At 48.0% G+C, this 22,084-nt stretch carries 19 protein-coding genes and 1 rRNA gene; 3 read left to right on the plus strand and 17 right to left on the minus strand.

Going from position 1 to position 22,084, the window contains the following annotated elements; all coding sequences use genetic code 11:
* Positions 1-106: 106 nt before the first annotated feature.
* The 4 genes from ACFPYJ_RS22465 to ACFPYJ_RS22480 form a co-directional block, all read right to left on the minus strand.
* On the minus strand, positions 107-1,342 hold the full coding sequence (locus ACFPYJ_RS22465; RefSeq protein ID WP_379190455.1) for a sugar efflux transporter: 1,236 nt from the start codon (positions 1,340-1,342) through the stop codon (positions 107-109).
* A 118-nt stretch (positions 1,343-1,460) separates the two neighbouring features.
* Positions 1,461-2,120: a phytanoyl-CoA dioxygenase family protein gene (locus ACFPYJ_RS22470; protein ID WP_379190456.1), complete on the minus strand. Its 660-nt coding sequence runs from the start codon at positions 2,118-2,120 to the stop codon at positions 1,461-1,463.
* A 311-nt stretch (positions 2,121-2,431) separates the two neighbouring features.
* On the minus strand, positions 2,432-3,451 hold the full coding sequence (locus ACFPYJ_RS22475) for a LacI family DNA-binding transcriptional regulator (protein WP_379190485.1): 1,020 nt from the start codon (positions 3,449-3,451) through the stop codon (positions 2,432-2,434).
* A gap of 277 nt (positions 3,452-3,728) precedes the next feature.
* Positions 3,729-4,319, minus strand: a complete 591-nt coding sequence (locus tag ACFPYJ_RS22480) for a TetR/AcrR family transcriptional regulator (protein WP_379190457.1) — start codon at positions 4,317-4,319, stop codon at positions 3,729-3,731.
* 241 nt (positions 4,320-4,560) lie between these two features.
* On the opposite strand from ACFPYJ_RS22480, the gene ACFPYJ_RS22485 reads away from it, so the two are divergent.
* Positions 4,561-4,842: an ROK family protein gene (locus ACFPYJ_RS22485; protein ID WP_379190458.1), complete on the plus strand. Its 282-nt coding sequence runs from the start codon at positions 4,561-4,563 to the stop codon at positions 4,840-4,842.
* 171 nt (positions 4,843-5,013) lie between these two features.
* Here the strand turns inward: ACFPYJ_RS22485 and ACFPYJ_RS22490 are convergent, their stop codons facing one another.
* From ACFPYJ_RS22490 to ACFPYJ_RS22515, 6 genes are all read right to left on the minus strand, one after another.
* Positions 5,014-5,976 carry a bile acid:sodium symporter family protein gene (locus tag ACFPYJ_RS22490; RefSeq protein ID WP_379190459.1) on the minus strand — a complete coding sequence of 321 codons (963 nt, stop codon included), beginning with the start codon at positions 5,974-5,976 and terminating at the stop codon, positions 5,014-5,016.
* Between the two features lie 232 nt (positions 5,977-6,208).
* Positions 6,209-7,057: an NAD-dependent epimerase/dehydratase family protein gene (locus tag ACFPYJ_RS22495; RefSeq protein WP_379190460.1), complete on the minus strand. Its 849-nt coding sequence runs from the start codon at positions 7,055-7,057 to the stop codon at positions 6,209-6,211.
* A 31-nt stretch (positions 7,058-7,088) separates the two neighbouring features.
* Positions 7,089-8,300: an enolase C-terminal domain-like protein gene (locus ACFPYJ_RS22500; protein ID WP_379190461.1), complete on the minus strand. Its 1,212-nt coding sequence runs from the start codon at positions 8,298-8,300 to the stop codon at positions 7,089-7,091.
* A gap of 166 nt (positions 8,301-8,466) precedes the next feature.
* A complete protein-coding gene (locus ACFPYJ_RS22505) occupies positions 8,467-9,285 on the minus strand; it encodes a carbohydrate ABC transporter permease (protein ID WP_379190462.1) in 819 nt (272 codons plus the stop codon).
* 10 nt (positions 9,286-9,295) lie between these two features.
* Positions 9,296-10,189 carry a carbohydrate ABC transporter permease gene (locus ACFPYJ_RS22510; RefSeq protein WP_379190463.1) on the minus strand — a complete coding sequence of 298 codons (894 nt, stop codon included), beginning with the start codon at positions 10,187-10,189 and terminating at the stop codon, positions 9,296-9,298.
* A gap of 71 nt (positions 10,190-10,260) precedes the next feature.
* On the minus strand, positions 10,261-11,646 hold the full coding sequence (locus tag ACFPYJ_RS22515; RefSeq protein ID WP_379190464.1) for an ABC transporter substrate-binding protein: 1,386 nt from the start codon (positions 11,644-11,646) through the stop codon (positions 10,261-10,263).
* Positions 11,647-12,019: 373 nt separating this feature from the next.
* Here ACFPYJ_RS22515 and ACFPYJ_RS22520 point away from each other — a divergent pair, with 373 nt between their 5' ends.
* Positions 12,020-13,147 (plus strand): GntR family transcriptional regulator, encoded by a 1,128-nt coding sequence (locus ACFPYJ_RS22520; protein WP_379190465.1) that lies wholly within the window; start codon positions 12,020-12,022, stop codon positions 13,145-13,147.
* Between the two features lie 682 nt (positions 13,148-13,829).
* Here ACFPYJ_RS22520 and sigK read toward each other — a convergent pair.
* The 6 genes from sigK to ACFPYJ_RS22550 all read right to left on the minus strand — a co-directional run bounded on the left by sigK (position 13,830) and on the right by ACFPYJ_RS22550 (position 20,715).
* Positions 13,830-14,531: an RNA polymerase sporulation sigma factor SigK gene (gene sigK / locus ACFPYJ_RS22525; RefSeq protein WP_379190466.1), complete on the minus strand. Its 702-nt coding sequence runs from the start codon at positions 14,529-14,531 to the stop codon at positions 13,830-13,832.
* Between the two features lie 344 nt (positions 14,532-14,875).
* Positions 14,876-15,889: a zinc-binding alcohol dehydrogenase family protein gene (locus ACFPYJ_RS22530; protein WP_379190467.1), complete on the minus strand. Its 1,014-nt coding sequence runs from the start codon at positions 15,887-15,889 to the stop codon at positions 14,876-14,878.
* Positions 15,890-15,925: 36 nt separating this feature from the next.
* Positions 15,926-16,861 carry an aldo/keto reductase gene (locus ACFPYJ_RS22535; RefSeq protein ID WP_379190468.1) on the minus strand — a complete coding sequence of 312 codons (936 nt, stop codon included), beginning with the start codon at positions 16,859-16,861 and terminating at the stop codon, positions 15,926-15,928.
* A 22-nt stretch (positions 16,862-16,883) separates the two neighbouring features.
* Positions 16,884-18,386, minus strand: coding sequence for a UxaA family hydrolase (locus ACFPYJ_RS22540; RefSeq protein ID WP_379190469.1), 1,503 nt, complete (start codon positions 18,384-18,386; stop codon positions 16,884-16,886).
* Positions 18,383-19,891 (minus strand): tagaturonate reductase, encoded by a 1,509-nt coding sequence (locus ACFPYJ_RS22545; RefSeq protein WP_379190470.1) that lies wholly within the window; start codon positions 19,889-19,891, stop codon positions 18,383-18,385. Before ACFPYJ_RS22545 ends, ACFPYJ_RS22540 begins: the two co-directional genes overlap by 4 nt.
* The gene (locus ACFPYJ_RS22550; RefSeq protein ID WP_379190471.1) at positions 19,885-20,715 is read right to left on the minus strand and encodes an amidohydrolase family protein; all 831 of its coding nucleotides are present in this window, start codon (positions 20,713-20,715) and stop codon (positions 19,885-19,887) included. Before ACFPYJ_RS22550 ends, ACFPYJ_RS22545 begins: the two co-directional genes overlap by 7 nt.
* 133 nt (positions 20,716-20,848) lie before the next feature.
* Here ACFPYJ_RS22550 and ACFPYJ_RS22555 point away from each other — a divergent pair, with 133 nt between their 5' ends.
* Positions 20,849-21,781 carry an AraC family transcriptional regulator gene (locus ACFPYJ_RS22555; protein WP_379190472.1) on the plus strand — a complete coding sequence of 311 codons (933 nt, stop codon included), beginning with the start codon at positions 20,849-20,851 and terminating at the stop codon, positions 21,779-21,781.
* Positions 21,782-21,799: 18 nt separating this feature from the next.
* Here the strand turns inward: ACFPYJ_RS22555 and rrf are convergent.
* Positions 21,800-21,916 (minus strand): 5S ribosomal RNA (gene rrf, locus ACFPYJ_RS22560).
* Positions 21,917-22,084: the final 168 nt, after the last annotated feature.

The raw sequence follows: 22,084 nt of genomic DNA on the forward strand, positions 1-22,084 counted from the left end.
CAGAAGAGGGATAGCGGTATCAAGATAACGGGCCGATTAGCGTGGCGGTAGCTTGTACAGCCCTTTTGACTCAATTTGGCCTTTGGCCAAAGGCCCGAGTGGGGAGTCAACCGGCAGACTCTAAAGCCCTCTTCTCTCTATTAAACAGCACCAGTAGGAGCAAGGATACGCCCGTGAATAGCGAACAGCACAGGAAAACATCTCGGTAACCGAACGCATCCGACAGAACTCCGAATAAAAGAAAACCGACCGTCGAGCCGACCCTTGAGGTAATCATATAAAGCGCGGTCCCCGTTCCCGGCATAGTTGGAATAAAATCCTGAAAATAACTTATGGCATTCCCCTGTGTTATCGCAATGCAAGCCGCGCTGATAATTTGAATCGGATATATGTGCCACGGCTCGGTAACAAAGTAAAGGGCCGAGAAATACAAAAAGGATAGGAGTGCTCCAATTGTAATTAGTTGTTTGCTGCCCATACTCACTGCCAGGACCCCGAATCCGAGCATCAAAGGAATCTCAAACAGCGTAGGAATGCTGAATATAATCCCGACTTGTTCTTCGCCGCTCCCCAATGTTTTGGTTACAAATTGCGACATGTTTATAGTGGCGATTGTCTGTGCTGCGAAAATGAGCGTAAACACGATGAGATTAATAAAGATATAGGGCCGCAATACAATTTGTTTGAGCGGTAGTACGGCTTTTGGCGATACCGCCTCCCCAACACGTCCGTTTTTCTTAAAGAAGACCAGCACGATCAGTACGATGAGAAGGTAGCAGATCGCTGCTCCCAAGAAGAGGCCGCGAAAGCCAAGCTTTAAAAGAAGGACGGACCCAATCGCGGGTCCAACCGTCCAGGAGAGCGAAAAGAATACTCGGAACGTGTTCATATAAAACGGAACCTCTTTTGCGGGCAGATCCGACTTCGTAACCATTTCCCTTGCATATGCAGAGATTTGGTAGAAGCTAGATGAAGCAATGCCCAATATAAAAGAGGAAATAACGAGCAGCACATAGTAATTTCGAACAAATGCAAAGCCTGCGTATCCGATAGTTCCGGCTACTGCGCACACCAGCAAAATCATTTTTTGGTTTGGCAGTTGATCGGATAATTTCCCAATGTATGTAACGATCACAACGCCGACAACAGCCGATATCGCCATAAACACGCCGAAAGCGGTGTTGCTCATCCCTACCTCGTCAATGCCGAAAATAGAATTAAAGGGTACAACAAAAGAATAGGATAAACCCAACATAATATTGACCAAGAGCAGTACCATGAATCCTTCAATACGGACAATCGATTTCGATCGTCCTTTTATCTCAGTAAGTAGACGTTCCATGTTATACACTCCTGTAATCCATCCATTTTTAATATAGAACTTTATAAGTATGCGCTTCCATTTTATCAATGAGCGAACACCTGCCCACGGGCGGTGTGGCGGGTCTTCGTAAAGGGGATCAGTGGGACGGAGACGCAGCAGGGAACCCGATTTTCTCATTGCGCAGCAGTTTCTTGGCTCTGTCAGAAAGCCCGTCGTAGGTTTCCTGCGGGATCTGGATGCTGCCTCCCTTCGGAGCGCGGTCAGCCGGCGCATAGATCATCGCGATGTTCGGACGCGGCTGGTCGGAGCGGTTCGGGGTGCCGCGGTGCCACATACGGTCATCGCGGATGATAATCGAACCTCCAGGCATCGTAGCCTTGATCGAGTGCATATGCTCGGCCATTCTCGCCTTGCTGTAGGCTTTCGGTCCGTACCATTGATCAGGGAGCAGATGCGTGCCTCCCGGCCAGATTTCCATAGGTCCGTTCTCCTCTGTCACATCGACCAGCGGGAAATTGACGATCAGATTCGAGATCGGCAGATTGAACGCGCAGCGATCGCCGAACATCGACGAGGTGTCCGCGTGAACCGGCTGGGATTTTTGGCCGCCGGGCAGCGATGTATTGGTAGCAAAATAGTGCATTACACAGTCTTCTCCGAGCAATCGGTCCAAAACCGCAGTAACGAAAGGATGCGCGATGACCGCTTCGTCGATGAACGGCGTTTCGAAAGGCAAAAAGACGAATATGGTTGGTGCCGTCGTTAAAACCGTTTTTCGGGTTATAGACTTCCTCATAATGCTCTTCCAGATAAGGATTCAGAATTTCAACGTAACGGTCGAAAAGGGTTTTGACCAACTCGTCCGGCAGTACCTTTTCCAGCAAGACATAGCCGTTCACCTGAATTAGATTTGCGATAAGCTCTACCGTTTCCGACTTCAGTTTCCCTGATGCAAGTTCTTCCGCACTTATTTTCATATGTGTTCATCCACCATTCTTTTAGAAGTTTAAAGTTTTACGGTTTCATCTGTCGTGAGAGAGAACTGAGGAGTACGTTTTCTGCTCTATCCCAAAACGTTTTGGATTTTCACAATAAAAACATTGTAGGCTAGAAGGGGTTTCTCGCCGTACTTTGGCGTACAATCAGTTCATTGTTGAGCATCACTTTATGGCGGACCTGCCGGCCTTCCAGCATATCGATTAACAACTGAGCGGCTTGATAGCCCATCCCATATTTATCCTGTCTGACAGTTGTAAGCTTAGGTGAACAATAGGATGCAATTGCGATGTCGTCATAACCGACGATGGAAACCTCATCCGGGACTTTTTTGCCCAAAAGTTCAAACGACCGCATGGCCCCTAATGCCATGATATCGCTGGCACAGAACACAGCCGTTACGTCAGAATGCTCGCTCAAGATGCGCCCGGCCGCTTCAGTCCCGCCTTCTTCCGAGAACCGCCCGTCATAGACCAGCGCAGGATCATAAGAGATTCCAGCCTCCTGCAGTCCAAGCATGTAACCGGATAAGCGTTCATGGCTGACGGCTGCTTCCCCATGCCCGTTAATCATGGCGATCCGTCGGTGTCCAAGTTCTTGCAAATGGCGAACGGCATCTCTTGCTCCGCTTACATTATCGGTTGTGACATGACCGACTCTTTCTCCGGCAAGCGGAATATCGATCATCACACTAGGAAAAAGCGATTGTGAGACCACTTCCTTCAGATAAGGATCATTCAAGCGCAGACCTTGCAGGATCGCCCCGTCGACATTACGCTCGCGGCACAAGTCGGTGTACGATTTCTCCAGCTGTTTATTAGGATTCGTGCTGAAAAGAATGAGATCGTAATTCAATTCCCCTGCCCGGTCATTAATACCGCAAAGCACCTCAAAGGCCAAACCGTCCTTGGCGTTCGCGGCCTTTAGTTCGGACATAATGACGCCGATCGTTTTCGTTTTTTTCAGAACAAGGCTTTGGGCCTGAGCATTTGGACGATAGGATAACTCTTTTGCAAGTCTCTTGATCCGGCTTCTTGTCTTCTCATTGACATCGGAGTAGCCGTTTAACGCCCGGGATACGGTGGTGATGGATACGCCAGCTGCTTTAGCAAGATCTTTTATAGTGGTTATTGGACATCCCAACCTTCCAAAACGTTTTCGTAGGTTTATTATAGCGAGTCTTGCAAACGGTTGCAAGGAGGAAATTTTCATGAAATTTAGGAATGCGAAATCAATAAAAACCGGCTGCTTACCAGGCAGCCGCTTGTCCGTCCGTTCGTGGCTCCGTGCCTCCAATCAGAAACGGTGCCGTCATCCGTGAAAGAGGAAAGGAAGGCCGTTCATCCTGTGATGAACTTTCTCACTGTTTACCGATAGGGGATGCGGAATACGAGTACGATGTCAGCCCTTAAGACTGATGAGTCCGCAGCAACGAAAATTGTTTGGCTAGAAAAAGCGGTGTATAAGGCATGTCGTTTCGCAGCCAGGCCACAATCGTACCGATCAAGGCTGAGGAACCGTACCATATGGCAATATCTTTTTGAATACCTGCTTTAGAAATGAGGGAGTCGCTTCCCATTTTCTCCAGCCTTAAGGTAATGGATTCCGACAACATCTTTAATAAACGCTCTGTAAAGATTGGCGTTCGTTTTGAGCCTAAAATAACTTTATAGAATTTTGCATGCTCTGCAATATGCTCGAGCAGTCTTACCAGCATCAACGAATCCACCTCTTCATCGGAACTTGGAATTACTGACGAACGGTCCAAAGCACGCTGAATGTCTGCTATCATCTCATCCGCCATCTTCTCCAACATATCTGGAATATCACGATAATGCAGATAAAAGGTAACGCGGTTAATGGTGGCGCGCTCTGCGATCCGGTTCACCGAGATCTTCTCGATATCCATTTCCTGCAATAAATCAACAAAAGCATGCTTAAGCAGCTGACGCGTACGGAGTATCCGGGGATCAGTACGGGGCTTTGTATGATCACTCATATTCTCATCCCTTCCTATGGAAATCTACAGTTTTCGGATTATTGTCTTATATCTTTGAGATCGAATACACCTTCGGATGAGTAAAAACTAATGTTCACTTCCTCGATAAACGCAGCTTGAAAGCACAATCTTTTTGTATATAATCTAATTTATATAGTGTTAATTATCTTACATATTGTAAATTAAGTCTAGATTGAAATTAGAAAGGATGGAGCAGGTTGAGTAAAAGTAAGGCGATGAATTGGCGATACGCGTCGTTAATCATGCCGCCGCTTATCTTGGCATTGCTCAAGCTAATCTGGTCAATTTGCTGAATCCCGAGGCTATTATTCTTGGGGGATCCATACCCAGCATGTGCAGCACCTATGTACAAACCGCCACTAAAGTTATGAAGCAGCGGTCCATGATGGCCCTCTCTGCCGGAATAGCGGTAGACACCGCTGTATTATCCGAAATTGGCGGAGCACTCGGTGCAATTAATTTTGCGCTTGACCGACATTTTTCTTTTACAATGATTCAGTAAAAATAAATGATGCAGCTGTATAAAAAAAAGCCTTCAGCCCCACTTTTGTAGTGGTTCTGAAGGTTTGTTCATTTTCATTTCCAATACCGTGAAATTCCTGTCAACCGTCCTGTCCAATTGGAAGATATCTTCCAATTGGGCTTAATTCTCTCCAGAGAAGCCTCATATTCTTTAGGCAGCCTTGGCAGTATGACCGTTCAAACCATACCTTTTAGCCAGTCGCTGCCCATATAAAGCCGCCAGGATTTGTTGAAACAGCATACCTGCGACAACCGGCAGCGCCACAGGCGGCGGAAAAAAGCTGATAGCGAGCACTGCGCCCGCACTCAAATTTCGCATCCCCGAATTGAAGGTGAGGGCAATTGTGACTTCACGGTCCCACCACATCATCCGGGACACAAGCCATCCTGCCAAATAACCGATGGTTGCACATGCAAAAGCAACAGCAATGACTTTTACCAACTGACCATTCATGTCTTTCAGATAGGGAGCTATAACCGAAGAATTAATTGCGACAACCACAAAAAGTCCTATTTTTGAAAAGGGTGCCAGCCGCGGCCCCCAGGTTGTTTTAATTCCGCCTTTTGTCCATTGATTTAGCAGCATGCCAATCAATGAAGGGATCACAACCATTAATAATAAACCACTCATAATATCCCATTGGTCCACATGCACCTTAGCTCCAACGATAAGAGAGAGACTAAGCGGTACAATCAATGGAGATAGAAGCGTGTCCAGTAAGATGAGCGCCAAAGTGAGCGCTATATTCCCCCCGTATATGGTAACCCACACCAAGCTGACAACCCCGGTAGGAATAACGAACAGGAGAACAAATCCAGTCTGTGTCAAATCATCACCCTGGAAAAATAGCGACCCGGCCGCCCATCCCAGTATCGGCATCGCAAGATGTAGAATGATAAAGTTAGCTATAATCGGCAGCGGATGCATCATCACGTTACGTAAATCCTTAAAATTAGATCCAATGCTTCCGGCAAACGTCATTATAGCAAATATCCAAGGTACTAGAAAGCTAAGATAATGCAGCCAAGCAGAGCAAATCAACCCAACAATAACAGCAGATGGCGTTACAAATGGCATTGCTTTTTCGAGTACTTTATTCAATCGGATTAGCATACAACACCCTCTTTGATAATGAGTAATTTTATTATGTAATTAATAGTACCATTTTTCGCTTAACCAGAAGGAAAAAGTTTTACAATCTCCTCAGCAGTACTGCTCATAAAACACAACAAAGGCCGCCGATCTGCGGCAGCCTCCATTCTTTCCCGTTCTCCACTAGTATATCATTTCGCCACTTCTACCTGAGTGTCCAAGCTGTTCTGCAGCAATTACAATGTAACGAACGCTACACCATATCTCTCCACGAATAGACTGGACGCCAATTCAGCTGTACGCCTGCCTCCTGGTTGGAGACAAAGGCGAAGATTGCTTCTTCCGGCAAAGGCAACTGAGGATAATACCGCTTCGCCAGCGTTTCGATACCGGCATCGCTCAGGATGTCGCTTGACGTAATGCCAAGACGGCACGCTTCCCCGCCGCTGGGAGCCGGAGCAGTAAGGGCGAGCCTGCATGCCAGCGCCGCGTCTCTGGCATCAATGTAACTCCAGAGGATCCGGTGATGGCGGGCCGTATCTTCGAACAAATCTATTTCACGCCGGTATTCTTCTGGTGCCAATATCAACGAGAACCGAAGCGCGAACACTTCCATGTCGACTCTCCGCGCAAACATATCCCCTATCTGCTCGCTCAGTGCCTTTGATAGACCGTAGCTCTCTTGCGACAGCAGCGGGTGCTCTTCGTCAACCGGCAAGTAATTCGGCGCAAACGGATGCTTCGCCCAGCAAAATCCGTAAGCGGACTCGCTCGATCCTGTGACGACCCGCTTAATCCCGAGCTTCGAAGCTGCCTCCATCACGTTATACGAAGACATCATATTATTTGAAAAAATGCGCTCCGGTGAAAAGTTGATCGGATTCGGCACCGCAGCAAGATGAATGACGGCGTCAGCGTCTGCCAGAATACCGTAAACTTCTCCAAGCTCATTCAAATTCCCTTGCATATATCTTGCATAGTAACGATGATCCTTTGCTGGCCGATTGTCTGTACCAATAACCCGGTATCCGGATTGCGCCAGTTCCTCGATGACAAACCGGCCCAGCTTTCCCTCCGACCCAGTTACGACAACTTTGTTCATGTGTGCTCCTCCTTCCAGCTGTCATGCCGCTTTATGGACGGACAAGCGTCCCGTCCGGCTTGCGGTCCAGTTTATATGGACGGTGATACCCTGCCGCTACGTCAGCCGCCCCAAGCAGCTCCGACGCTTTCGTTTCGTCAATGTCGATGCCAAGGCCGGGCTTGTCGTTTAGATACAAATGCCCACCCTCAATCACGGCATGTCCCGGGAACGCTTCTTTTTCCCGTTCGTTGAAATGGTTGCTCTCCTGAACGCCGAAGCTCATGATCGCCATGTCCAGGTGTGCAGACGCGAGCTGATTGACGGGATCGTTCTCCCCACCTTCCTGCCAGGCTGTACGGACGCCGAAGGCTTCGCACACGTTCGCAATTTTGCGGCAAGGCGTAATGCCGCCGGCCTTCGATACCCGCATCCGTACGAAATCAATCAATTGGTTTTTCACGAGAGGCAGCCATTCCTGCGGATGTACAAATAGCTCACCGATGGCTTGCGGCGTGGAGCTTAGTTCCCGCACCCGACGGTACCATTCGGTATGCTCCGACTGTAACAAATCCTCCAGAAAGAACAGCCGGTATGGATCGAGCAGTCGGGACAGCGTGACGGCCCCGGACGGGGTCAAATGCTCATGAACGTCATGTGTGAACGACAGCTCCATGCCGAAACGGGCGCGCAGCTTCTCGAACATACCCGGAATTGCCTCGATGTAGCTCTCTTCGTCGAACATTTTTGCGGGAGGAAACAGCGACTTTCCGCTTCCGTTTACGAACCCGCCGCCACCGTAGCCGCCTAGCTGGCAGCGGATAATCCGGTAGCCCTGCTCTTTGAACGCGATGACCTCTTCCTCCAGCTGCTCGTAGGTGTCACCATTAGCGTGCGCATAAGCCGGAATGGCCGAACGTACCGCCCCACCCAGGAGCTGGTAGACAGGCAAGCCCGCTTCCTTCCCCTTAATGTCCCAGAGCGCCATATCGATTCCGCTCATTGCCGTATGGAGCGACGAGCCGTTCCGCCAATAGCCGCTGGTGTACATCGTCTGCCATATGTCTTCGATTTGACTGGCGTCCCGGCCAATTAGAAGGGGAGCGAGCAGCTCCTCCACGATGCTTACGACGGCCTTCGGCTGGTACATGTCGCTTGCCGATCCGATGCCGTACAAGCCATCCTGATCCGTCAATACCTTGACGATAATCCAACTGCCGTCATGTCTCGTCCGAATGCACTTGATTTGCTTGATTTTGGCCATTTCAGGTCACCCTTTGCACTGAATTGCAAGAATTCCGTCAGGGACGGGCTTGTCTGATGCCGACTGTTTCGATCTTCGCAGGGCCTGCCTCCAACCGGTATGCTCCGTTGCCGCAGCATACCACGGCTTCACCTGGCTTCATAAGTTAATCATCCGGTTAAAAAGGCTACATTTTGACGGACCCGACCGTCATCCCTTTGATATAAGTCTTTTGCATAAAAGGGAAAGCGATCAAGATCGGAATAATCGTAATCAAAGCGCCCGCCATCAGCTCGTTCCATTTTTTAAACGATGCTGAATCGAGGTACATCAGCCCCATAGGGAGCGTAAACATGCTTTTGTCGTTGACGATAATCATCGGCCACAACACGTTGTTCCACGTGCCGATGAAGTTCATGATCGTGATCGTGCCGATCGCAGGCAAAGCGAGCGGCAGGTAGATCCGGTAATAAATCTTGAAATTCCCGCAGCCGTCCAGAACGGCGCTTTCGTACATTTCATGCGGGATCGTGCGGAAATAGCTCGTGAACAAAAAAATCGCGAACGGGGCCGCCCCGTTGATCATCGGAAGGATGATCCCGACGTACGTATTCTCGAGCCCCAGGTTCGTCATATTGATATAAAGGGGAATCAGTGTCGTCACGCCCGGAACGAACAACAGCGCAATGAACATATAGTAAATGACTTTCTTCCCTTTATATGCGAACTTAGAGAACGAGAAAGCCATCATCGTATAGATCAGGACCACCCCGATAATGACGATGACGCTGACTACCGCGCTGTTCAAAAAGAAGCGGTAAAAGTTCAGTTTGTTCCACACGTCGGCGAATACCGACCATTGGAACGCGCCTTCTGGCAGCAGCGACTGCGGGTTGGCAAGCGCGTCCTGCGTCGTTTTGAGCGATGTTCCGACCATCCATACGAACGGATACAAGCAGACGAGACCGTAGAGCACGAGTATGATATGTTTAATAGGTTTGATCACAGGAACCTCCTCAAATATCCGTCTTGAACGAGCGGAAACTGAAAATCGCGAGTATTCCCGTAATCAAGAAGGAAACCCATCCGATCGCGCTTGCCAAGCCGTAGTTGTTATCCAGGAAGGCAGTGCGGTATACAAGCGTACCGATAACTTCCGAGCTGCCGGCCGGCCCGCCCCCGGTCATGATGAATATATTTTCGAATGCCTGGAAAGCGCCGTTGATCATTTGAACGACCGCAATCAGCGTGATGGGCTTCAGCATCGGCCAAGTTATTTTCCAGATCATCCTCGCTTTGGTTGCGCCATCCACGCTTGCGGCTTCATACAAGGAAGGGTCGATTGACGTCAAGCCTGCATAGTACAGGATTAGCGTCCCCGGCAAACCGCTCCAAATGAAGGTAATAATGACCCCGATCAGCGCGGTCGAGGAGCTTCCTAGCATGCCGTTCGGCACCGTCAGAAAATCAAGCCCCAGCGAGTGGAACAAAGCATTGTATGCGCCGCTTGGCTCAAACAAGCCCTTCCATACATAGAACATGGCTACGCCTGATACGATCATCGGCAGAAAATAGATGGTCCGATATAACGAGGCGATATTCGTATTTTGAAGAACGAACGCAAGTACCAGTGATACCGGCACGACGACGATGATCTGAATAATCGCAATCAGAAAGTTATGGAGCACGGCATTGTAAAAGTTCTGGGTCATTATCGGGTCGTTGCCAAGCAGAAACTGACTGAAGTTATTCAGTCCTTCGAACCGTGCCGTAGAAAAGTCGATCCCAGACCAATTAAAAAAACTTAGAAAAATGGAAAATCCGACCGAATACAAGCCTACTCCCAAAAACAGTAAAATCCCGGGTAACAGAAATAAATACGGAACCCATTTATTTTTGGACGTTATCATTCCTTATCACCTTCTTTTTGACACGACCGGCCGCATGCCATAACATGAAGGCCGGTCGTGTGTAGTTAGACTTAGCTGCCGCTTGCTTTAAGACTTTCCATCGTGCTGTCGAACTTCTTCGCTACCTCTTCCGCATTCATCTTCTTCTCCCACATGGACTGGATTGATTGTTCATAAACTTCCCATTCCTTATTCGTGACACGGTAAGCGTTAATCGCTGGCAGCGCTTTGGAATAAGGACCCGGTTCGGTTGCGAACGATTGCGAGATGGCCTTCAGGTTCGGCTCCAGATCATTCGCGCGGTCGCCCAGCTTAACCGCAGGAATCGTGTAGGCGGCATTCGCGAAAGCAATAGCTGCATCAGGGTCTGTCGTTATGAACTTGATGAAATCGAGCGCAGTCTCTTTATTCTTCGAGTCCTTGTTGGCGGACATCATCGTGAGCGTGAACGGATCCGTCGTCCAGGAATCGATCTTCGAGCCTTTAATCGGAGGAACCGGGAACGTGATGATGTCGTCCGGATTCATCCCCATCGCCAGCAGTGTCGCCATCGTGAAAGAACCACCCAGGTCGAAGGCCGCTTTGCCTGCCGCAAACGCCTGGTCCGCGCCATCGATATCGGTAGATAGAACGCCCGGCATGAGCAAATCTTTATCGGACAGCATTTCCGTTGCTTTAACGACTGCCAGGTTGGCAGGATCGCTCATCTTCGCTTTTCTTTCCAGCAGGTCGACATAACCCTGTGGACCGTTCAGCATGATCGACAAGGCGGAGCCGGCCCAGTTTTCCCACAGATCGGGTAACTTTGCGCCCAATACGAGACCAGGCGTACTGGTTTTGCTCTTTATTGTTTCCATCATTGTAATAAATTCTTCCCATGTTTTCGGCGGCTCAGTGGACAAGCCTGCTTGTTCGATTAGCTTTTTATTGCCATAGAAGGTGAAAAATCCGCCGACATCAAGCGGTATTCCGTAAAATTGTCCCGCTTTTAGTGATTTTTGCGTTTCGGTTGCGTTTTTGTCGTTCTTCCAGGAATCGACCTGGCTTTGCGTCACAAGGATCGGATCCATTGCGGTGCCGGTATATTTACCCAGAACGTCATCGCCGATATCATCGCTCAGCTCTTCTACCGAGCCTTCGATGGAATCGGCGGTGGTTGCCCACCAGTGAATGACGTCCGGCAGATTTTTCGAGTTGGCTGCCGCTTTGAATTTTTGCCTGTACGTGTCATCAGGAGTGAATGTTTCTATTGTCACCTTGACACCAGTCTTCTCTTCATAAAGTTTGGCAGCGGCTTCAAAACCGGGCGTGTATGCCACTTTCCAAGTCCACATCGTCAATGTCTTACCTGAGCTGCTGCTGGAATTGTTGGTGCCTCCTCCACTGGAGCAAGCGCTTGCAAACAGGCTCAAAATGAGGATTACGGTTACAAGCGTCCAAGCTGATGTTCTTCTCATACGCAACCACCTTCTCTAATTTTCTATTTTCCCCTACTGCATCAAATGACAGAGGCAATACCAATCTCCATCTTCTGCCCGAAATAAAACATCATTGCGGACTGCAGAGACCGGATGGCGCCTACACCATTTACATCATTAATATAAACAACTTATTTTTTAATGTAAATGTTAATTTTTTGATACAAGTTATTTAAGATGTTTATTTGTCAAAGAGCGCAGCCATGCACAACTAAAATAACTATATTCCCAATCACAACGGGGATCTTGTAATTGTTGGTTATTATAACCTAAACAGTATTATTCTAATTGTATAAGTTGATCTATTGATATATATTTAATCTATATAGATCAAGGATTGGAGATAATCCCTATGGCTAAGAAGTTCAAACCTATGTATAAAAAAATCGAAAGTTACATCCTGGACCAAATCATAAGCGAGAATTGGAAGCCGCTCAGCCGGATCCCTTCCGAGAACGAGCTGGCCGAGCAATTCAACGTCAGCCGGATCACAGTCAAGAATGCTCTTACCGAGCTGGTGGACCGCGGGATCGTGTCCAGACAGCAGGGCAAAGGAACGTTCGTCTCGGAGATCCGCCAAGGAGACCTGCTTGTCGAAGCTGCCGACGTATCCGTTTCGCCCCCCAAGAAAACGATCGGCTTTCTTCTGCCCCGTCTCGATAACAGCTTTACCGCCAATATATTGAGCGGAATCGAAGATTCTTTGTCCGAAAGCGGCTACCGGCTTCTATTTTCCAAGACAAACGATTCCCAAGCGGAAGAAATATTGAAGATCCGGAAAATGCAGCAGTACGGCGTCCAAGGACTTATTATTTACCCGGTGGAAGGTGAGAAATATAACAATGAAATTTTATCGCTTACGTTAATCAAATTTCCGCTGGTGCTGCTCGACCGCCTGCTAAAGGGCATTGATACGAACTCGGTCAGCTCCAACAATTTTCAAGGCGCTATCAATGCCGTTGACCATCTCCATGAACTCGGGCACCGGCATATCGGCTTTATTTCGACCAATGCGGAAGGTACGTCAAGCATTGAGGACCGTCTTGCCGGCTATGAGCAGGCGCTGGAGGACCGCCATATTCTCATCGACAGGAGCCTTCAAATGACGCGACTCTCCATTAACAGCAGCGACGAGGAGGTCAGCAAGCTTATCGAGCAGTTTTTGCTCGCGAATCCGCATATGTCGGCCTTATTATCATCCAATTTCAGCCCTCATGTTATTCAAACCGCCCGTCGGCTCGGCATCAAGGTTCCGGAGGATTTGTCGGTTGTCTTTTTCGACGACGTGGTTCATCCCGATTTCGCTATCGTTCCTCCGACGGCCGTCATCCAGCAGGAGCGCGAGCTGGGACGCGAAGCTGGCAAACTTATAGTGGAACAGATCGAGACCGGCTCCGGCGATTACCGCCAGGTCAAGTTGCCAACCAGCATGATCGTCCGCCAATCGACAGGACGCTTAATCCGAGCAAGCTCAGCATAAGAGCTTAATGAACCATCTTTTTTTGGAATTAGCCGCAGGTATACATCAAGGGAGTCATTAAGGCATGTCAGATCACCGTATCGTTCCATCGACGACGTCCCTGTAGCTTTCCGACGCCAGCTTGCTCACCGAGCTCCTGCGCGGACAATGGAATGGAGCATGCCCGGCTTCATATGTTCCGATGTCGGCGCATTGCACGCCTTCAGCATGCGTAACGCTACCGCCGGATGGATAAGGAAGCGATCCGTCAATCGCTTGAAGCCGCTTCGATATGCAACATTACGACTACCCGAACACGAGCATGGTATTTCAGTTTGAGCACATGCAGCAATGCGATCTGGAGAAAAAGCCCCGACAACGCTCATGACACCCATGCAGTTGGACAGCCCGGGGACGGAGTGAAATATACCAAGTCGCCCACAAAGCCGCAAAATGAAAAAGACTGAGCGCATTAATAATTAATGTCTCAATCTTTCAAACATTTTATACCATGGATCGGCTACGAATTTTGGTTCTATCTGTACCTTTTTCTTGCGTTCTACCTTCCTTACATGAAGAACGATCATGCCTTGCTTGATTCGGATCATATTCCAAATAATCTTAATGATTTCATAAAAAAACAGGCATCTGCTATCGACAGAAGCCTGTTCCTTTAACTTTTCGTACGCATAAGGGGTCCCAATTACCTCTTCGCCTTATAAAACTCATGATACAACTTCATCAGCGCCCGCTTCTCAATCCTTGACACATAACTCCGCGAGATGCCCAGCTCCTTGGCAATCTCACGCTGCGTCCGCTCTTCCCCGCCGGCAATCAAGCCAAAACGTCCAACCACGACTTCTTTTTCACGATCATCTAATATATCAAGATTTTTATAAATCTTGCTCTTCTCAATTTTAAGCTGCACACGGTCCGCAATATCGTCGGCTTCGGTTCCAAGGATATCGATCAACGTGATTTCATTGCCTTCTTTGTCCGTTCCGATCGGATCATGCAGCGATACGTCCTTGCGGGTTTTCTTCAGTGACCTCAAATGCATAAGTATCTCGTTCTCAATACAACGGGCGGCGAATGTAGCCAGCTTGGTTCCTTTATTCGGCTGAAAGCTCTCAATCGCTTTAATAAGTCCGATCGTTCCGATAGAGATCAGATCCTCCAGATCCTCACCGGTGTTGTCGAACTTTTTGACGATATGGGCAACAAGACGGAGATTGTGCTCAATAAGCAGGTTGCGCGAATGCTGATTGCCCTCAGCCATAAGCTGCAAATGCTTGACTTCTTCTTCCTCGTGAAGCGGCTGCGGAAAAGCATTGTTCTTTACGTAAGAGACAAGAAGCGACAGCTGCTTAATGAATAATGCGATCGTCGTGAAAATTCCAGGCATCGTAAAGCCACCTCCATGCTGATATGACGCAGTCGGGAATCCACCTTCCCACCTTCGACAATTAGACTGTTCTACAGTGTATGTAGGCGGCGGCCTAGAAGTGCCTGTACCTTAGAATTGTAGGGGGAGTTCGCTTCATTTTCCACTTCTACATGTAACTCTAATCTTACTTCCTAATGATTCGTTTTTCTGACTCAATAAGTGAATGATAATGGTTTTTTGCCCTGCTTCATGTCAAGTAGAAACTTTGATATATAACACATATACCAGAAAATACTCAACATAAAAAACAGGTACACACAAATGTATGTACCCGCCTTTATTTTACCTCCAATGCCGCGCATCTACAGCTCAACCATCGCTTTAATCACTTTACTTTCCGGCTTCAGCCAGCTATCGAAATGATCAATCATTTCTTCGAAACCTACACGATGAGAAACATAGCGGGACACATCAATTTGTCCGCTTCTAACTACTTCGCTTACCAGGTCAAAATCTTCCTTCGTTGCATTACGGCTTGCCATCAACGTCAATTCCCGCTTATGAAACTCAGGATCGTGAAAGGATATATCCGCTTTCACTAAGCCGACATAGACGAGCACTCCGCCATGCGCTGTATAATGGAAAGCACCCGTCATCGAACGGGCATTACCCGTCGCATCGAACACGACTGTCGGCAAATCACCGCCCAGCAGAGCGGTAAGGCGTTCAAGCGGCTGATCCAGTGCCAGAACCGTCTCATCCACCTGTGCCCACTCCCGGCAAAAGGCTAAGCGCTCCTCATTGATATCCATTGCGATTACCTTCGCCCCGCGATGCTTAGCAAAAGCCATAACGCCAAGCCCTATCGGTCCAGCGCCAATTACGAGTACGGCATCCCCGGACTGCAGCGCTGAGCGTCTAACCGCATGGGCTCCAATACTAAGAGGCTCCAATAAGGCCGTTTGATCCAGCGTCAGATCATTCGTCCTAATAAGATGGCTGGTTGGAACTGAAATGCGCTCTCTCATTCCCCCGTCAATATGAACGCCTAACACCTTCATATCCGTACAGCAGTTCGTCTTCCCTCTAAGGCAAGCAATACAGCTCCCACAGTGCATATAGGGGACCACACTCACCTGATCTCCTGCCTTCAGCCCTGCTTCATTCTCTCCGATTTGTTCAATCATACCTGCCAGTTCATGTCCCAGAACACGCGGATAGGAGAAGAAAGGCTGGTTGCCTTTATAAGCATGAAGGTCCGTACCGCAAATGCCGATTCTCTTCACACGAATAATCGCTTCACCCTGCACATAAGAAGGAGCTTCCATTTCAATCAGCTTAAATTGATCGACCTGCTCGCAAATAATTCCTTTCACTGCTGCACCTCCTCACGTAAAATGAACCTTTCAACCTCATTGCTCATTATATTCCGGTCTTCCGCTTGACCAAGACTGATTATGAATCGGGGACAGAATCTTGAGAACCTCCGCCAACAGCTCCTGCTCTATTGGGTCGCTCACCCACTGCGCATTTTTGTGAATGTTTTCCGGATTAGCGGTACTTACAAGTGTTGTTGGAATGAGCGGGTTAGCGGTTGAGAACTGGACGGCCAGCTTGGAGATATCTGCTCCATTCTGCTCACAGAACTCCGCAGCCTGTTTACAAATGGTCTGAATCTCCTTACTGGCTGGATGCCATTCAGGTACTTGACGTGTATTTAAAAGCCCCATTGATAATGGTGAGGCATTTACAAGGCCTACATTTGTCTCCGAAAGCAGCGGCAGCAAGCCGAGCAGCGAGGTGTCATTCAGTGAATAATGGCAGTACGAAATAATAGCATCCACATTAGCAAGCGGAAGCACCTTCGCAAATAAAGCAAGCGGCAATCCGCAGATGCCTGTGAAGCGTATTTTCCCCTGCTGCTTCAGCTGATTGAGTGCCGGCAGAGCTTCTTCAATAATAATGTCCGCCGGAACAAACTCGATATCATGCAAATAAAGAATATCCACATAATCGGTATGAAGCCTCGCTAAACTTTCCTCCAAACTGCTTACAATCCGTCCCGCTGAAAAATCAAACGCATCGATCCCGTATCGTCCGGCTTTAGTCGACAATAGGAACTTGTCCCGTGGGATTTCGTTCAATGCTTTGCCTAACACTGCCTCGGCCTTTGTTAATCCATAATAGGGGGAAACATCTATATAATTAATGCCCTCATCAATTGCAGCATGAACCGTCTGTATCGATTCAGCTTCGTTGGTTTCCCGAAAGACTGAGCCAAGCGACGATGCCCCAAAGCTCAAAACAGATACTTCCAGCCCTGTTTTCCCAAGCGTTCTATACCTCAAATCAGCTCGCACCTCCCCCGGACTATAGAAATACCCCGTCTTTAAAAATAGCGATCTCGCGGTACCCATTCTTCTCGTTATTCGTCAGCATTTCACCTGAGGCAAGACTTAGGATCTGCTCCCATAGCTCGTCTGTCAGCTCATTCATATTCTTGTTCTCCAGCAGCTGTCCCGCATTATAATCGATCCAATTCTTTTTCCGCTGCGCCAGTCCGTTATTTGTAGCAATCTTCACAGTTGGCACCGGCCCGCCGAAGGGCGTTCCTCTTCCAGTTGTGAAGAGCACGATATGCGCGCCTCCTGCTGCTAAAGCCGTTACCGACACGAGATCGTTACCCGGCGCTTCCAGTAAATTCAGACCTGTCTTGTTTACCCGCTCACCATATGGAATAACGTCGGTCACGATCGCATGCCCGCCCTTCTGCGTGCAGCCAAGTGACTTCTCCTCCAGCGTGCTTATGCCGCCGGCCTTGTTACCTGGAGACGGGTTCTCGTATATCTCCTGATTATGTTTGATAAAATATTGCTTGAAATTATTGACCAAATCGACAATACCTTCAAATACCTGCTGGTCTGCCGCTCTGCTCATCAAAATTTTCTCCGCACCAAACATCTCCGGCACCTCAGTCAAAATTGCCGTACCGCCTGCTTCAATAAGTCGATCCGATACCATCCCCACAAGCGGATTAGCTGTTATGCCCGACAATCCATCGGAGCCGCCGCATTTAAGACCGAGCCTCAGCTTAGAGGCAGGAACCTGCTGCCGTTTGAATTGCTCTGCATAACCTGCAAGCTCTTCCACCAGTGATAATCCGACCTCAAGCTCATCGTCAACCTCTTGCGACTTCATGAATTTCACGCGTTCAGGATCATAATCTCCAATCGCTTGCTTGAAGGAATCAATTTGATTATTCTCGCAGCCAAGACCAACAACCAATACACCGCCAGCATTGGGATGATTAACCAAAGATGCGAGAAGCTTCTGCGTATGCTTCAGATCATCTCCAAGCTGCGAACAGCCGAAAGGATGCGAGAAATGATACACCCCATCCACTTGGCCTCGGTACAGATTATCCGCCCGTTTTGCAATCGTTTCGCAGGTTTTGTTGATGCAGCCAACAGTGTTAATAATCCATATCTCATTGCGGATGCCAACATCGCCATTGCGCCGAACGAAACCCTGGAATGTAAGTTCTCCCTGTCTGCCCGTACTAGGAGGAGCTGGAGCTTCAGCTGCCGGTTCATACGTATAATCAAGAAATCCTTTCAAGCCTGTTTCGAGATTATGGGTATGCACCCAGCTTCCTGGAGCAAGATCCTCCTTTGCTTTTCCGATGGAATAGCCGAATTTCAGAACATCATTACCTTTGGGAACAAAAGCTGTAACAATCTTATGGCCCTCCGGAACATCATCCTTAATAATCAGCTCCTTATTATCCTCAAGGATAAGCAGCTCTCCGCTGGCGAATGCCTTCAGCGCGACGATAACATGGTCATTCTTCGCAAGTCTGATCCAGCTGTTCATAAACTCTCCCTCGTTTCGAGCTCTGTCAATTGAATGCTAACCGCTTCTGCAAGTCCGTCCCATTGTGAGAGGTCCTGTCCCCATAAATCAACATTGGCAAGCAGCCTCTTTACCGTTTCAAGCATTCCAATACCCTTAGCTTCCTTTTCTGACCATACAGTCTCGAACAGCTTCAGTAATACGATTTCATCGCGCACCATATAACTGGAACCTCGGAATGTTGTCCCGTAGTAGCCTTCTCCCTGCTCATTTTGCTTCACTTTATAATATCGGAGCAATCCTGCCAATCCCCGGGTTAAACGGGAAGGAATCGGAATCCCCTGATCTCTATAATGAATCATAGACGGGAGAAGCCTTACTCTGAACTTAGATATACTGTTCATCGCAATATCTGATAATCGATGCACAATATAGGGATTCAGATATCGCTCAATGACCGAGTCCGCATAAATCTTCATTTCATCCAAGGGCAGTGGAAGTGCCGGTATGATTTCCTCTTCGATCGCATCGCGAATGAAGGTTCCAAGCTCATCATGCTCCATCAGCTCACGCACATGCTCCAAATCAGACAGGATTCCAATAGTGGTCATCAGCGTATGAGCACCATTGAGAATTCGAACCTTACGGAGCTGATACGGCTTCAAATCCTCCACCCAATGGACGTTAAGTCCCGCCTTTCTCAGAGGTAAGAGGTTATCAAGCTCAGGCTCACCTTCAATAGCCCACAGATGATAAGGCTCCGCCGTACTGACCAGCTTATCCCCGTAGCCCCACTCCTCAAACCACGCCCCGGCCTGTACTTCACCTGGATGCCCCGTCACAATCCGATCAACTAAAGAATTAAGAAAACGGTTGTGACTCATCACCCAGCTTTTGAACTCATCCGGTAATTCCCAATCACCGGCATAACGCAGCACACAATCTCGGAGAACATCCCCGTTCCTCTCGATCAACTCGCATGGCAAAAAGATAAGCCCCCGGTCCGAAGCTCCATTAAATGCAAGATATCGGCGATATAGAAGCATGGTGATTTTTCCTGGAAAAGATAACAAAGGCTGGCCTTCTACATAGGATTCTTCCCGATAAACCAATCCTGCCTCAGTTGTATTCGAGACTACGAATTGCAGACTTTCATTTTCTGCCAGAGATAAGAAGGCATCCCACTCCGTATAAGGATCGATCACTTTTCCGAAAACGTTTATAATTTCCTTATTCTCTACTGGTTCTCCCTTCACTAGCCCTCTAATAATCAGCGAGAACAAGCCATCCTGCTCCCTAAGCTCCTCGATCTTCGTTTTCCCGGAAGGTCTGGGCTGCGTAACTGCTATACTCCCGTCAAAAAGCCCTTGCTTGCGGCATTCGCTAATCATCCAGTCAAAAAATCCCCGAATGAAATTTCCTTCTCCAATCTGCAAAATCCGAATCGGGTCACCTTGAAGCTTCTTAAGCTGCTGCTTTGCCTCTTCATCCAGAATAGTACCGTTTAATTTTAATCCGCTCAGCATCGATAAAACTCCTTTGCATTAAGGCCGAACAGCCTTTCTTTATCTTCATCTGACCAATGTTCAGGGATTGCCTCAAGCAGCACATCCATCACTTGATCATAACTAGCCGCTAACAGACACACCGGCCAATCACTGCCGAACATCACTCTTTGCGACCCGAACAGCTCAAGCACATGCTGAATGTAATAGGTAAAATCAGCAGGCTTCCACTGCTTGTGATCCGCCTCCGTTACCATACCCGATAGCTTGCAGTACAGGTTTGGATGCTTCGCGAGCTCTTTCATTTGAGTCGCCCATGGTTCTCTCGCCTGATCGGCAATACGCGGCTTCGCAATATGATCAATGACGCCATGCAGGTCAGGTACCTGATCCAATAGCTGAATGAGAGGCTCTAATTGATGAGAGACGACTAACAGATCGATAGGAATCTCTTTCTTGGCAAACCACTTGAAAGCCTCGACATAATTCGGCTCCAAAATCCGGTTTGCATCTGCCATTTCTTGAATCATAATACGAAATCCGACGCATTTAGAATGATTCAAAAATCGTTCAGCGTGTTTTACATAATCATCTTCGTTCACATCTATCCATCCGACGACTCCAAGAATTGAATCCTCCAGATCCGCCAAGGAGAGCAGGTAGTCCGTTTCTTCCAGTGTTGTGGCTGCCTGTACGACAATTGTTCCTCCTAAGCGATGCTCCTTCAAATGCGGCAGCAAATCTTCCGGAAGATAATCCCGATAGAGCGCCGGAAGCGCCGGGGTAATCCAACCATAATCACCTCGATCAACTTTCCAAAAATGCTGATGAGCATCAATACGCACTTATAGACCTCCTCTAAAGTAGCTATCTTTATTATAAAGAACGTTTAATTATTATTAAATAACGCAAATTTGCTTAAACATACTCTATTTTGATATATTACCTTTATCAATACTTGAGGGGAGGTATGAATCAATGAATCCCATTCGAAAACAATTTAATTCAACGAGTCAGTTTCCCTTTGAGCTCGTTCATAAAGACAGAAAGCATCCTCAGGATGAACTGCCTGATCACTTCCATGATTGGTATGAAATCGTTTATGTCTATCATGGATGCGGAACTTTCTTCATTGACCACACCTTTTATGAAATGAATAAAGGCGATCTCTTCCTGATACCTGGAAATACCATTCATCGTGCATTCCCTGACTCCTATGATCCAGTGACATCTTCCGCCCTGTTCTTCGTCCCGCTCATTATGCAGCCTGCCAATTTGGGCGAGGTGTACTCGAGCCTTGGCTGCTTTGAGCATGCCAAGAAATTAAAGAGCTATAAGCTTGTCATAGCTGAACAAGACCGCAATATGCTGGAAGGCTTAATTGAAGCTATTCATCAGGAAGAAGAACAACAACAGCTTGGTCACAGACAAGCTGCATTGCTTTATCTCGGACAACTTCTCTTATGTCTTAACCGGGGGTATACACCTGATTCCGTTTACAAAGAAGATTTCAACGTCGGCCCCATATGGATGCGGCAAATTTTACAATATATCGATTCAAATCCCGTTAATGAACTGTCTCTAGCCGCTCTTAGTGAACGGGCATCCGTCAGCGCTGCACATTTCTCACGTGTTTTCAAACAGTTGACAGGTATGAATGTAACGGATTATGTTATTGCCAAGCGAATCGTATTAGCTAAGGAGCTGCTTCTCCAATCTGATGACAATATCAGCGTTATCGCAGAGAAAAGCGGTTTTGAAAGTCTTCCTCATTTTCATCGTATGTTCAAGAAAGCGACTGGCATAACTCCAGCAAAATATAAGAAGTACAGTGACAGGAACAGTACGGAGCAAATGAAATTTACGGAGGATAAGGATAAGGAAGCAAACAACAAAAAACCGACCGCATGACTGCGGTCGGTTGTTCGTGCTTGGCGACGTCCTACTCTTCCAGGACCCTGCGGTCCAAGTACCATTGGCGCTGAAGGGCTTAACGGTCGTGTTCGAGATGGGAACGCGTGGATCCCCTTCGCCATCGCCACCAAACGTGATCTTGAGTTGCCCCATGATCGGTGCTCAAAGCTTTACGCCCTGAAAACTGGATATGAACCTTTGCGATTGGTTACATTTAGCTGAGTTGTCACGGTTTCACGTAAATCCCGGAGCCTTGCGCTCATCGGTGATGAGACGCGTAGGATAAGCCCTCGACCGATT

Origin of the sequence: Paenibacillus solisilvae, from assembly GCF_042656405.1 — a bacterium.
In the GTDB taxonomy this organism is placed as follows: Bacteria; Bacillota; Bacilli; order Paenibacillales; family Paenibacillaceae; genus Paenibacillus_Z; species Paenibacillus_Z solisilvae.